Consider the following 12,066-nt stretch of genomic DNA (forward strand, 5'->3'; position numbering starts at 1 on the left):
CTCGTTTAGCGCCGCTTTAGGTACGTCGAGCGACCAACACGACGCCCCTGAATGCGCGAAACCCCGCTCGGGGGCGGGGTTTCGGTGGGTTTTGCTACCTGCGACGGCGGCCGCGGCGTCTCGATGAACTTGGCCACGTCCGGCGGATCGGGCGGCACCTCGGCCGGCAGCGCCGCAGGCAATGCCTCCAGCACCGGGACCGCATCGAACAGGGAGACCTGCGATGCACGATGCTGCTCGACCTGCCAGTGCGCCTCGGTCATCAGGTGCACTTTTACGCTACGGGCCGCGTGCAGCGCGTACGCTTCGCAGTCCAGTGCCTCGTTGCGCGGGCTGATCTTCTTCCACACGCGCTTGCCGCCACGCGGCCCCGGCACCTTGACCTCCGCCGTGAGCTGCGACAGGTAGTCGCTGCGCACGCCGCTATACCAGTGCATGCGGCCCGGCCCGTCGCCTTCGAGCTTCAGTCGGTTTTCGAGGATCAGATCCTTCGCGCGACTCACGCCGACCATATACGGGCGCAGCCCGTACTTCGCCGCCTTGCTGTTGTTGCGCGTCGAGTCAATCGACGCCTTCGGCACGCTGAAGATCTCCGCGTCGATATTGCTACTGCCCTTGGCGGCCATGACGTTGTAACCTGCCTTCTGCGCCGCGCGTACATACTTGTATACCGCGTCCGACGTCGCTCCGTCCGACGAGTCGATCGACGTTGCACGTACGCGCAACAACCAGCCGTTCTCATGCCGGTATGCATGCGACAGTAGCATCGTCAACGCGCCCCATACGCCGCCCGTCATCGGGTCTTGCTGCTGCTCCGCCACGTTGCCGTAGATCTCGCCCCACAAGACGAGCCAGCTTTCCTCGCCGCGTCCCCATGCACGCACGACGATCGCCAGCCGGTCGTGTTGCACGTCGACGCCGAGCGTCAACACCAGACCTCCGAGCGGCACCGTCAGCTCCGCGTATGGCAGCGCACGTTGCGCGAGCACGTCCAGCTCGGGCAGATCCGTCTTGTACTTGTACGCCCGGCCCTGCGAGTTGTTCACGAACGAACGCATCTTCGTATCGTCGCCCTCGCGCAGCGCCTTGTCGGCCGTCAGCCACTTCTTGACCAGCTCGGCCATGTTCGAGCCGGGGAACGGCGACACCAGCTCGTTGATGCGGAAGCCGGCCACGCCGTGAAACGGTGCCGTCGCAACCCATCGCCCGCGACGGACCGCGCGAATACGCGTCGCGTCGTCCCACAACGAACCGCAATGCGGGCAGGCGTAACGCGCCGTCTCCGGTTGTGCGCGACCGTAGACCTCATGTACGACTTCGGCGCCCTCGCTCCACGTGACGTTTTCCCACGCCAGCTCATGCTCCTCGTCACAATCCGGACACGGCACCAGATACACGCGCTGATCCGATGCCGCGTAAGCCTGCTGGATGCGCGACAGGCCGTCGATGGTCGGCGTGCCGCCCAAGATCATCTTGCGTCGCCGGGCCGAATAGCTCTTGTTTCGTTCCTCCAGCAGCGTGATCGAATCGCCCTGCTCGCGAACGTTCGTATTCGCGTCGTCCGGCTCCTCGACCGCAACCACCGGGGCCGGCGTCGACTTCACTTCGTCCGGCGCGTTCGACGTGATGAACTTCAGGAAGCCGCGTGCGAACGTCTTGTGGTCCCACAAGTTGTTTTTGTCGCGGGCCGCGTGAACCGGCAATTTCGCCGACAGGCGAGGCGTCACCTCGATCATCGGTTCGAACTTCTCCAGGTTGAACTTCTTCGCCGTCTTCTCTTTCGGGAACATGACGATCATTGGGCACGGGTCAACGTCGATCCGCTTGCCGATGTAGTTCAGTAGCACGCCATCAGTCCACGCGACCTGCGCCGACTTCATGCACACGATCTTTTGCACGGACGGATCGTCCAGCGCTTCGTGCATGCCGAACACCCACGGCGTGATGTTCGGGTTATACCGGCCAGGGCTGGCCGATCCCTTCGCGCTCAACCTACGATGTTTGCGCGCCCAATCCGTCGTCCCAATCCGCTCCGGCGGACGCAGCATCTTCGCGATTCGGCGAATCACCGCGTGGACTGTCTGGGTCGTATTCAGAAAGCTGCTCAAGGCATCCATATATGTGCTCGTTCAACCATTCGACGTCCACCTCGACGCCGTATAGCGTGCGCAGCTCCTGCACCAGCTTGTCGGACAGCGACAGCAGCTCCGTTTGAAATGCGCCGACCATCAGGCCGTACGCCTGTTCGAGCTGCGCAGCATTGACGAGCTGCCCCTTCTTCTCTGCCAGCGTCAGTAGCTTGATCTCGCGATCGACGATCTCGGTCTTGGCCCTTTCGGCGACGAGATCGATACCTGTACCGCTGGACCGGCCGGCGGCGACCTCGCGCAAATGCCGGATGTACGCGACGCGGATCTCATCGATCGACGCCACGCGGTAATCAAGCTGGACCTTGTCGACGAACCGCGAAACGGCCGACTGGTCAAGGTCGAGATGGTCAGCGATCTGCTGCTGAGTCGGCATGAATATGACCCCCTATGGAGACTCGCCAGTAGAGAAAAAACGCGGGTGCGAGCCCCCGCACGCCGGCGCCCTTCGAGGGTCCCCGCGCTCAGCCTCCCCGCAGGTGGCACCCCTATTTGTTAGACGTTATGCCACTGCGCCGAGAATGCCGTTCAGACCTTGAAAAACAGCAGATCATTGGCTATCAATCTCAGTAATAAACACCACACTACGGGGGAGTTATGCGCCGCAAGACTGTGTACTTGCTTGGATTCGCTTGTCTAACGGCTATCGGCCTTGTCGGTTGTAAGAGGCAAGACGTCGTATCAACCGCAAATAGTCAAGCCGAAGTAATTGCCGTCGCGAACTACGACGTTCTGAATAACATCCTGGCAAAGCGCATTCGAGAACTGCTCGGTGTGGCTGACGCTAATTCAACGACACAGGTGCTGGTGACCAACGGCGGGGCTGCCATTGGTTCAGTCTACCGAACAGGCGGCCGTTGGATTCCATACAACGATTCGTCTTGCACCTTCCCCGACCCGCAAAGAGCCGCTTTACCGAGCGCCTTCCCCTCTTATCAAATCAGTAGGACCTTGGCGTTGAGTATGGGTCTAGACAACGAACTGATTCAAGCTCTGTCGAAATTCGACATCAAGCTCTCGGATGCGTCTTCCTTTTCCTTTTCTGTCGAAAAGCCGATCATGCAAGTTGTTTCCGACACCGCTCTTACAGACGGTATCGAAAAGCCGACTTGTAAAGCCGCTCTGATGGCGGCAAACGGTGACCTCTACATCGTCCGCGGATACATCTCGGGCAAACGTACGTTTCGGACGTCCGTCGACGCAACTCGTCTCGTTGAAGCCGGCATAAAGAAGATCGCGAGTTTCGACATAAATGCTGGCGGAGGAAAGACACTGCTTGAGATCTCAGATTCCGAGCCCTCTGCATTCCTGCAGATTCTCGAACTTGAGAAGTATGCGGCACCCACTCCCGTGACGTACCCCCCTGTTACTCCCGTTGCAGATGCCACTTTGCCCGTCGGTGATACCACGCATAGCACTGACTTGCCAAGTATCGTTTACATCCAACAAAACTCGGCTGACGCGAAGAGTGTCGGTAACGCCGCGCAATCATTGCTTAGCGCACGAGGCATTCGGGTGGCAAGCGATGTCGAGTCACTCGAAAAAACGCCAAGTACATCGCAGGTCAGATACTTCCGCGATGCGGACCGCAATGCGGCCGAGCAAGTTGCGTCTCAACTCAGTTCGAGATTTAGAAACATCGAACCGGTAAGAAGCAAAGTGCCAGGGGCAAAAGCCGGACAGCTGGAAGTATGGTTGTCGAAACAACCTTAACCAGCCTACGGTCGCCCGACACACGCGTCATTGCGTGTATCGGGCGAGCAAGTCCGGGTTGAAACTTCAGAGCAAAAGCAAAAGCCCCGAGGGCTTTCGCACTCAGGGCTTCAAAATTCATTTCGTAGGGACGAACGCCCCCACACGACCTAACGGGCTCCACTATGTGTTCTTATGTCCCGAGAGGTTTGCACGACTAACGCGCGGTGCCAGCGGATATCCAGTGAAACCGTAAAGGATTTCCGAATTTTACGCGATCTACTCTTGGAATGAAAGACTTTTCATTCTCGCATCTGTCGGCGCATTGTGTCGGATACCGATCCATTCACCTGATCGAGCAGCGAATGCATGTTGTGAAAGCGCCGCGACCAGTGGCGTCGACATTCATCGAGTGGAATGCCGAGTGCGTGTGCACGCGCGGGTTCATCAGTCGGCCGCCGGCCTGAACCAGCACAATCGGGGCAAATGTATCGGCCGTCTCGTCGAACAATGCCGCGCCCTTCGCACCGAACGCATTGATCGTTGATCCACTCGTCCAGCACGCGCAACGCGAAGCGCTCGACAATATCGACCCTCGCGCGTTCGACTTCGCGTCCTGCGCGCTGATCGCGACGCTCCTCACGGTTCAGGCCCGTGAACCGGTTGCGCTTAAACCGGCCTGACAGTCGGATCATCTGCGCAAACAGCAACGTTGCCTTGCGGATCGTTTCGGGCCTTGTCTCCTGTCCCGCCTTGATCCGCACCAGCAACCGACCGAGATCGTTCGCAAATGCGATTGCACCCAAAGTAACTTTCGGATCGGCAATCGGGTCGGTGAACTGACCACGAACGCTCATTGCAATTCCTGCCCGCTCCATCAAATCGATCACGGCTCTCTCCTATTCGTCTTAATGTCCCAATGTCCCAAGGGAAAAGGCTTGCAGGGGTGCGCGCCTGCGACATGCGACATGCGCCGCTCACGTCGCGCATGTCGCGCCCCTGCACCCGCGCCCGAGACCGCGCCTTGGGACATTGGGACATGGGACGTCCGCAGCGCGCCAAGACGGGCCAAGTGGCGCGCTTACCGCGCATGCACAGCGCGCCACGCGATCACAGCGGACTGTCGTCATCACCCGCTGCGACCAGTTCGCGCTCCGCTTCCGGCTGTTGTTCTTCCTTCACGTAGTACCAACCGCGCGATCCGGTCGACTCGCGCTTGCGCACCCACCCGAGAGACTTCAACGCCTTGCCGATGCGGCGCTGCTCGGCCAGCGTCCACTTCGACGTGTCGAGCCTCAGAATGTCCGCGAGGATCTCTTCCATCGTCGTGCGCGACACGAATTCCAGGGCCTTGGCGATCTTGTCCTCGTACACGTCGCCTTCGTAGCGTTCTGCCTGCTCGATCTCGAACAGCGGGCGCTCATGCTCTTCTACGTGCCACACGACGCCCGAGCGATACAGATGCACGGCTTCCGCCCACAGCTGATCGCGAACGGCCAGAATGCCGTCGATATCGACCAGCCCGCCGACACGCAGCGGCCAGTAACGCCGGTTGCCTGATTCGTCTTTCAGGTACGTGTCGAAGTTGACCGAGCCGGCGAACACGCACTGACGCGGGACGTCGGTCGCCCGCTTGCCGTAGAAGTTGCGGAACCGGTCGACGGCCGTCGCGAAGAAGCTCTTCACCGCCGACGAGTCGGCCTTGTTCAACGAGTCCAGCTCGGCCAGCTCGATCACCCACTTCCCCGCCAGCACCGCGTACGTGTCCTTGTTGCCGATCTGGATCGGCGTATCGGTGAACCACGGTGCGCCGGCCAGCACCTTCAGCGCCGTCGATTTGCGGTGCCCCTGCTTGCCTTCGAGGATCAGGACGTTGTCGACCTTGCAGCCCGGCTCCATCACGCGCGCGACGGCGGCGATCATCCACTTCATGAACGCGAGCCGCACATATTCGCTGTCGGCCACACGCAGGTATGTCGACGGCATCGAGCGCACACGCGGCACACCGTCCCATTTCAGCCCTTCGAGGTATTCGCGAACGTCATGGAAGTGGGTCGCGTCCGCCACCAGCAGAACCGCGTTCATCACGACATCAGTGCGCGTATCGAGGCCGTACCGTTTGGACAACCAGAGAACGGTCCGCTGGTCGTCCATGTCGGTCCATTCGCCCGTCACACCCTGCGGGAACGGCGGTGCTTTGCGCTTCATCACGCGACCACCGAAGTCGTCCTGCTCGATCACACCCTGCCACGCCTTGTGGTTCGACAGGATCAAGTGCACGTTACCGAGCGTCGGCAGCAGCCGGCCCTTGTCCGATCGCGCCAGATCCTGCTCCCACGTGTGCGCGCCGCACTCTGCCTCGCGGCCATCCCATTCCGGCTGTTTCGCGGCAGCGGACGTCGCGGCGGGTTTCGTCGGCGTGGCGTCCGCGGTCGACACGGCAACCGACGCCGGCCGGATCTCTTCGTTCGCTGGCGCGATGACGCGCAAGATTGCCGCCTGCACCTGCGCCTGGACAGGGCCGATGCCCTCGTCGACGTGCAGGTCATTGAAATCGGTCAGCTTGCGCTCGCCGCGCTTGGCGAATGCCGGATAGACGACGCTGACGTCGGCAACCGCCGCTGCCGCCTCATATGCGCGCTTCAGGCCCGTGTTCTCGAACCGCTTACGGCGCAACGGCATCACGTCGTTTCGGTAGCTGACCTCGACATACGGCACGCCATTGTCGTCACGACGGCGTGACGCGGCGACCATGTACCACGTGTTCTTCGCCTCGATCCGCACCGGTTCGGCACCAAACACCAACTCACCCCGGAAAGCGAACTCGTGGGCGAGCCAGTCGCGCATGCGCTGCTCGATCTTCCAGTCGTCGTCGGCGCAGACCAGCACCTGCACGTCCGGATACGTCGCACGCAGGTAGCGTACGGCGGGGAGAATGCCACCCGCGTCGAAGCAGACATTGACTGCGAACGCCTCGTCGATCGCCATGCGGATCGACCGCGCGGTCGCGTAACCTTCGGCGACCAGCACGATCTGGTCGTCTGCGCCGACCTGCCCGAGCAGATACGACGCGCCCTTCTTTTCCATACCCTTGTTGAAGCGTTTCGCGCCGTCCGGGGTGATCTTCTGCAGGCCGACAAGCCGCGCGTCATCGCCGTACTGATACATCGGCACGAACATCGTGCCGTCCGCGTCGAAACGCACGCCTTCGGCCGTGATGCGCTTGCGTTCAAGATAGGCGGACTCGCCATACTCTGCCGCACGGTTCCACTGGTCGTGCGCGCGGTTCGCGGCGAGCTTCGCCTGACGCGCATCACGCTCCGCCTGCTCACGGTCGGCGGCTTCCTGCCGGCGACGCGTCTCCGCGAGCACTTCCTCGCTCAGCGGTGCGCCGCTCCACTCGAATCGCTCGGTGCCCGGGTCGTCGCCCGAGAAATGGCCGAACGTGCCGCCATAGCCGATGACCGCGCCCTTGCTGATGACTTCGCGAAGCTGATACCAGTATTTCTTGCGCGGCCCGTACCGGTGATGTTTGCCGTCCGCGACGGGATGTCCAGCGGGCAGGTCGGGATGACCCGCCGCACGCAACTGCTGAATGATCTGGTCCAGTGTCGCCATACAAATATTCCCTCGATGAAAGTTACTTTGGCCGCATGTCGCGGCCAGATCACAATTCGTTGAATGGTTCCCTGCTAACCCGCACGACGAGCGGTCTCCAGCTCAACAAGGCGGCGGTCGCGCTCGACCTTGTGAGAAAAACTTCGCCATGCGGCCCGCCCGGCCGCATAGCACTGCCGGCCGCTCGGCGAGCGGCTGTACTGCGACGCGCCACGTCGCAACGCGCTGCTGATCCCGTTCACGTTCACATATGCCTCCGTTTATTTGCCGCGCAGTCGACGCCATTCCGCCGACATGAGATCGTCGAACGCGGCAAGATCCAGCGCGCAGAGACGATCGGTAAGCTGGTCGCGGAATGCATGGCGTTCCGCCTTGGTCGCGAGCGCGGCGCATGCGCGCGCAGCTCGCTCGATGAACAAACGCACGCGCCCCGCTGCGTTCGCTTCCGCGAGAATCGGAGCAAGGCGGTCGGGGAACTTGGCGATCAGTTCGGATAGCAAGCGCCCCGCTTCGGCGGGGGCATACTCGAATCGGCATGCGAGCGTCGTGACAGCGCACGCCAATTGCTGCTCAGGCGAGCAACAGAGGCCGATGTGTTCACGGTCCGGCCGGCAGCACCCCATGCCGGGCTTAAACCGCTTCATGACGACGGCGACGACGTGCGGCAAGGTTTCGAGCAGCGTGGATGAGGCGTTGGAACAGACGCTGCCCCTTGCGGCCAGTCGCGATGATCTGCTCCGCGCGGCCGTCATCGATGCGCTGTTCCCCAAGGACACGCGTCACGTCGTCTGCGACGCGGCCAACGTGAGCCTGAAGGTGCAAAGCGGTCGAGACCAGATGCACGTCCACGCCCGGCCCGGTGTCGTCATCAGCGCCATGCTCGTCGACGTATTCGGCAACCAGCCCGAAACGCGCATTCAGCGCATGGAGCGCATCAAGCGCGTGCGCCTTTGCCTCCGTCTTTTCCTGCATCCATTCGATCAGCAACTCGAACATTTCCATCGACAAGCGACTGTCGCCAACACCACGCAGGCGAAGGCGTAGCGATTCCGGCGTGATGTTCTTACCGCGCCGGATCGTGAGGTGGTTCGCCGCGTCGGCGACACCGCCGGGCGTGTTGCGAACGGACGTATAGAGGACGTCCAGCCATTCGGTACTGTCGTATCGGCAGGTCATAGCAGGAGATTGGTAGAGAGTGACTTTCATCCTGTCGCGCGCACACAGCCGCAACTAAGATTCAGCTCACGAGGCGCGTAACTACGGTTGTCACGCGTCGATGGGGGGTGACAACGAGTTGTCGTGTGCGTCTAGAGAAGCAAACAGGTCAGGACGCGCGAGCTTCAAGAAAAGCAGACGCGCTCGCGGAATGCCTTTCCGACGCCATTCGGATACGGACGGCATCCGAACTTCGCACAGTTGGGCAGTCGCGGCCGTTCCGCCGAATGCATCGATCACGGCACACGCGTACGGGTCTCGATTCTGGAGCGTATTCATGCCGCCATGTTAGGTGTTCCTTACATGAAAAGCAAGGCATTCCTTACGCTCATTCAGTTAGGCTTTCCTAATGACGACACTAGCCGAACGCCTGGAACAGGCAATGAAGTTGCCGCCTGAGAAAAAGGCTGCAGATTTGGCGCGAGCGTGCCGAGTGCGGGCACCCTCGGTCAGCGACTGGTTAAGCGGGAAAACCAAAAAGATGGAGGGCGCGAACTTGCTGCTCGCGGCCGAATTCCTGAACGTTGACCCATGGTGGCTCGCCACGGGCGAAGGTCAAATGGTGCGCCGAGCCAACGCGCCCGCCCCACAGAGACAGGAGACGCTCGGCACGCATGCTCGGGCACTAGTTGACGCACTCGCCAAGGCAGACAAGCTTGGATTGCCGTCGACGGCATTTATCGCGCTGCTGGAAACCCTTAAGGTGTTTGAAGATCTGCGCGGACAGCAGTCCGGTGACCTTCTCGATCTGAATGCGCCTGACCCGCAAGAGGGGTAAGGTTCCAGTCGAATACAGCGGCTCTGCGGTGCGTTCCGACGCACCCTGAACGTATCCCGCGCCCCCTGATCGGGCCGCCAAGGATCTCAACATCCCAATCGAAGTCATTGCTGCCATGCGGGCCGATGATCCGTACCAGCATGCCGATACGCGACCGGTTTCGGCATCGGCTGACGATCGCCACATCGCCCGGTTTGCAGCGCAATTCCCCTGTTGACATATCCCCGCAACAACCTCCCCTCGGCAATATTTTCGCTTAACCACTGTATAAACATACAGTATTTGATCGGAAGAATACAACACCTTTCAGCAAGGTCCAGCGCATTCTGCCGGGCCCACTCGCGGGCAGAGCACAACGATACGGGAAAATAGTTAGGCATTCCTATTGCCAATAGACAAAGGAATGCCTAATATTCGGCTTCATCGCTGCCGCTCGCGCAGCCTTCGGAGAAGCCCATGAAAATGCTCGACCATCAGTCCGCCGACCGCCACGAATGGCTTCGTGAGGAAAGCACGCCTCGCATCACGCCGTCCGAACCCGCCCGCCAAAGCAACTTTGAAAAATCGAAGATCTTCCGCTGGACGGTCGTCGCCGCCCTGCTGTTTGTCGTCGTGAATGTGTTCCAGGACGATCCGGTAGTCGCTCCGACGACCGCCTACCACGTCACCGTCTAAATGCCCCGACATTGCCGGGGCGAGCGGCCCCGGCGTCATGGAGACCGTCATGCCGCGCATTACAGTAAAAGCCGAGCCCCTCTTCGATGTCGAACGTCGAGATACCCTCTCCCTTCACACCATCACGCGATACGACCGGAACGCACGTCGTCCGTCGACCCCGATTCTGATCGGCAAGTACGTAGTCGGACGTCGCCCACTGCCGGACAGCGTGCATACGGAGTATTTGATCCTCGACGGCACTGAGATTGCCCGCAGACAGATCTCGATTCCGGACGAAGGCAACTGCGCCGACGCAATCAAACGCCTGCGCGACGTCAAGCGCGCAGCAGGTGTCGAGGCGTCGAACGCGATCGATAAAGCGAAGAAGCGTGGCAAGACGCGGACGGCGGCCCCGCAGGAGGTTGCGTAATGGACGACCGCACGCAACAGCTCGACCTCACCGCGCCGATCCCGACCGGCAGCGCGAAGGCAGCAGCAGCCGCTGCGGGCGCAACGTCAGCGGACCTGTGGATGGTCCCGTACGGCCAACTTCATTACGACCCGTCCGACAACATCCGCCCCGTTGATCCCGAATGGGTGACGCACCTTACTGCCCTCATCATCGAGAACGGATACGACAAGGGTTCACCGCTTCATTGCTACGCGCGGAGGGTCGCAGGCAAGGATCTGCTGTTTGTATACAAGGGGCAGCACCGCTACCTTGCGGCCGGCAAGGCGATCGAAGCAGGCAAGGACATCGGCAAGATCCCGGTCGTCGTCCGTGACGCCAAGACAGTCAACCGCGCCGAAATGGTGATCGACGGCTACATCAGCAACAACGGCAAGCAGTCGTCGCCGCTTGATCTGGCCGCTGCCGTCGCCGAGCTGCGCGACATTCATGGCATGACGCTTGCCGCCATCTGCAAGCGCTTGAACGTCACCGATCAAACGATCCGCGACGTCGGTCTGCTCGAACGCGCACCAGCCGAACTGCATCAGCTCGTACGGAACGGCCAATGCACCGGCACATTGGCCATCGAGCAGATCCGCCTGCACGGCGGCGACAAGGCGCTCGAACGGATCGTGTCTGGCCTGTCGAAAGCGAAGGAGGCCGGCAAAGGGAAAGTCACGAAGAAGCATCTGGCCAGCAACACGAAGCCTTCCGAGCCGGCCGCGCCCAAAGCGACGAAGATCACCGATGCGTGTGCAAAGCAACTTTTGCAGGCGTTACAGGCAGTCCTGCACGACCCAGTTTTTGGCAAGCTTTCGCCCGGAACGATTCGAGCCGTCCATACGGCACTCTCGCCGCTCACCGATCTCCTCGATACTCCGCAAAAGGCACGGATCTACCCCGTGACGGCACCGGATCAAGACGGTCGCTGCGTCGCGACCGATACCCTTCGCTCGCCCAACAGCAAGCGGACGAAAAAGCCGATCGCGGAGATCTACGTAGCCCAACCGAAAGCAGATCAGTGGATTTGCGCGGCTATGTACAACTTCGGGGACAGCTTCGCATCGACGCCACTGAAGTTGGGTGCAGGCACCACGATCTATCCGACGCGGATGCAGGCAGTTCAAGCAGGCGCTCGATGGCTTAGGAAGGTTCTCGCCAGTGGAAACGTGAAGCGTCAGAAAGATCTGGCGGTTGTCCTGCCGTGGATCGATGACATCTTGCAGTTTCCCGATCCCGACTGGACGCTGGAAATGGCGCTGAAGATGGTCGAATAACTTCGCACCCGGCTTTTTACCCCAAGCCCGCTGCCGCGTAAGCGGTAAAACTCAAAGAACCGGGCGGCTGTTAAAACGGTGCGGCTCATGCAGTTCGCAGCCCAGCACGCACGCCATACTATCCATGAACCATGGGAATCTCAATTGAGCACTACGCCGGAACGCTTGCTACGACTGCCGACTGTTATTGGCATGGTGGGTCTTGGCAAAACAACCATTTACGACATGATG

The 12,066-nt window shown here is 60.9% G+C and carries 11 protein-coding genes; 5 read left to right on the forward strand and 6 right to left on the reverse strand.

What is annotated here, in order from left to right:
• Positions 1–5 precede the first annotated feature (5 nt).
• Both GJG85_RS09955 and GJG85_RS09960 read right to left on the reverse strand, forming a co-directional pair.
• Positions 6–2,048 (reverse strand): terminase gpA endonuclease subunit, encoded by a 2,043-nt coding sequence (locus GJG85_RS09955; protein ID WP_343300046.1) that lies wholly within the window; start codon positions 2,046–2,048, stop codon positions 6–8.
• Complete coding sequence (locus tag GJG85_RS09960) at positions 1,993–2,523, reverse strand: MarR family transcriptional regulator (RefSeq protein WP_179233134.1); 531 nt, start codon at positions 2,521–2,523, stop codon at positions 1,993–1,995. Before GJG85_RS09960 ends, GJG85_RS09955 begins: the two co-directional genes overlap by 56 nt.
• A 221-nt stretch (positions 2,524–2,744) precedes the next feature.
• Between GJG85_RS09960 and GJG85_RS09965 the strand changes: the two genes are divergently transcribed.
• Positions 2,745–3,860, forward strand: coding sequence for a hypothetical protein (locus GJG85_RS09965; RefSeq protein ID WP_143328877.1), 1,116 nt, complete (start codon positions 2,745–2,747; stop codon positions 3,858–3,860).
• A gap of 281 nt (positions 3,861–4,141) precedes the next feature.
• On the opposite strand, the gene GJG85_RS09970 is transcribed toward GJG85_RS09965, so the two are convergent.
• The 4 genes from GJG85_RS09970 to GJG85_RS09985 all read right to left on the reverse strand — a co-directional run bounded on the left by GJG85_RS09970 (position 4,142) and on the right by GJG85_RS09985 (position 8,633).
• Entirely contained in the window at positions 4,142–4,729 is a 588-nt protein-coding gene (locus GJG85_RS09970) for a hypothetical protein (RefSeq protein WP_089488537.1), read from the reverse strand.
• A gap of 220 nt (positions 4,730–4,949) precedes the next feature.
• Complete coding sequence (locus tag GJG85_RS09975; protein WP_089488538.1) at positions 4,950–7,457, reverse strand: VapE domain-containing protein; 2,508 nt, start codon at positions 7,455–7,457, stop codon at positions 4,950–4,952.
• A gap of 260 nt (positions 7,458–7,717) precedes the next feature.
• Positions 7,718–8,101 carry a hypothetical protein gene (locus GJG85_RS09980; RefSeq protein WP_089488657.1) on the reverse strand — a complete coding sequence of 128 codons (384 nt, stop codon included), beginning with the start codon at positions 8,099–8,101 and terminating at the stop codon, positions 7,718–7,720.
• The gene (locus GJG85_RS09985; RefSeq protein ID WP_089488539.1) at positions 8,088–8,633 is read right to left on the reverse strand and encodes a hypothetical protein; all 546 of its coding nucleotides are present in this window, start codon (positions 8,631–8,633) and stop codon (positions 8,088–8,090) included. Before GJG85_RS09985 ends, GJG85_RS09980 begins: the two co-directional genes overlap by 14 nt.
• 388 nt (positions 8,634–9,021) lie before the next feature.
• Here GJG85_RS09985 and GJG85_RS09990 point away from each other — a divergent pair, with 388 nt between their 5' ends.
• The 4 genes from GJG85_RS09990 (at position 9,022) to GJG85_RS10005 (ending at position 11,835) form a co-directional block, all read left to right on the forward strand.
• Positions 9,022–9,450 (forward strand): transcriptional regulator, encoded by a 429-nt coding sequence (locus GJG85_RS09990; protein ID WP_089488540.1) that lies wholly within the window; start codon positions 9,022–9,024, stop codon positions 9,448–9,450.
• 456 nt (positions 9,451–9,906) lie between these two features.
• Positions 9,907–10,125, forward strand: coding sequence for a hypothetical protein (locus tag GJG85_RS09995; RefSeq protein WP_089488541.1), 219 nt, complete (start codon positions 9,907–9,909; stop codon positions 10,123–10,125).
• A gap of 37 nt (positions 10,126–10,162) precedes the next feature.
• On the forward strand, positions 10,163–10,537 hold the full coding sequence (locus GJG85_RS10000; RefSeq protein ID WP_239468904.1) for a beta-hexosaminidase: 375 nt from the start codon (positions 10,163–10,165) through the stop codon (positions 10,535–10,537).
• A complete protein-coding gene (locus GJG85_RS10005; protein ID WP_089488542.1) occupies positions 10,537–11,835 on the forward strand; it encodes a pyridoxal phosphate biosynthetic protein PdxJ in 1,299 nt (432 codons plus the stop codon). The genes GJG85_RS10000 and GJG85_RS10005 overlap by 1 nt, the downstream gene beginning before the upstream one ends.
• Positions 11,836–12,066: the final 231 nt, after the last annotated feature.

Source organism: Burkholderia sp. MS389, from assembly GCF_016899425.1.
Lineage (GTDB): Bacteria > Pseudomonadota > Gammaproteobacteria > Burkholderiales > Burkholderiaceae > Burkholderia > Burkholderia sola.

Excerpts from the sequence above, each read along its gene's own strand:
- GJG85_RS09955 (WP_343300046.1), bottom strand. The coding sequence starts at position 2,048 with ATGCTGCGTCCGCCGGAGCGGATTGGGACGACGGATTGGGCGCGCAAA.
- GJG85_RS09960 (WP_179233134.1), bottom strand. The coding sequence starts at position 2,523 with ATGCCGACTCAGCAGCAGATCGCTGACCATCTCGACCTTGACCAGTCG.
- GJG85_RS09965 (WP_143328877.1), top strand. The coding sequence starts at position 2,745 with ATGCGCCGCAAGACTGTGTACTTGCTTGGATTCGCTTGTCTAACGGCT.
- GJG85_RS09975 (WP_089488538.1), bottom strand. The coding sequence starts at position 7,457 with ATGGCGACACTGGACCAGATCATTCAGCAGTTGCGTGCGGCGGGTCAT.
- GJG85_RS09980 (WP_089488657.1), bottom strand. The coding sequence starts at position 8,101 with ATGAAGCGGTTTAAGCCCGGCATGGGGTGCTGCCGGCCGGACCGTGAA.
- GJG85_RS09985 (WP_089488539.1), bottom strand. The coding sequence starts at position 8,633 with ATGACCTGCCGATACGACAGTACCGAATGGCTGGACGTCCTCTATACG.
- GJG85_RS09990 (WP_089488540.1), top strand. The coding sequence starts at position 9,022 with ATGACGACACTAGCCGAACGCCTGGAACAGGCAATGAAGTTGCCGCCT.
- GJG85_RS09995 (WP_089488541.1), top strand. The coding sequence starts at position 9,907 with ATGAAAATGCTCGACCATCAGTCCGCCGACCGCCACGAATGGCTTCGT.
- GJG85_RS10000 (WP_239468904.1), top strand. The coding sequence starts at position 10,163 with ATGGAGACCGTCATGCCGCGCATTACAGTAAAAGCCGAGCCCCTCTTC.
- GJG85_RS10005 (WP_089488542.1), top strand. The coding sequence starts at position 10,537 with ATGGACGACCGCACGCAACAGCTCGACCTCACCGCGCCGATCCCGACC.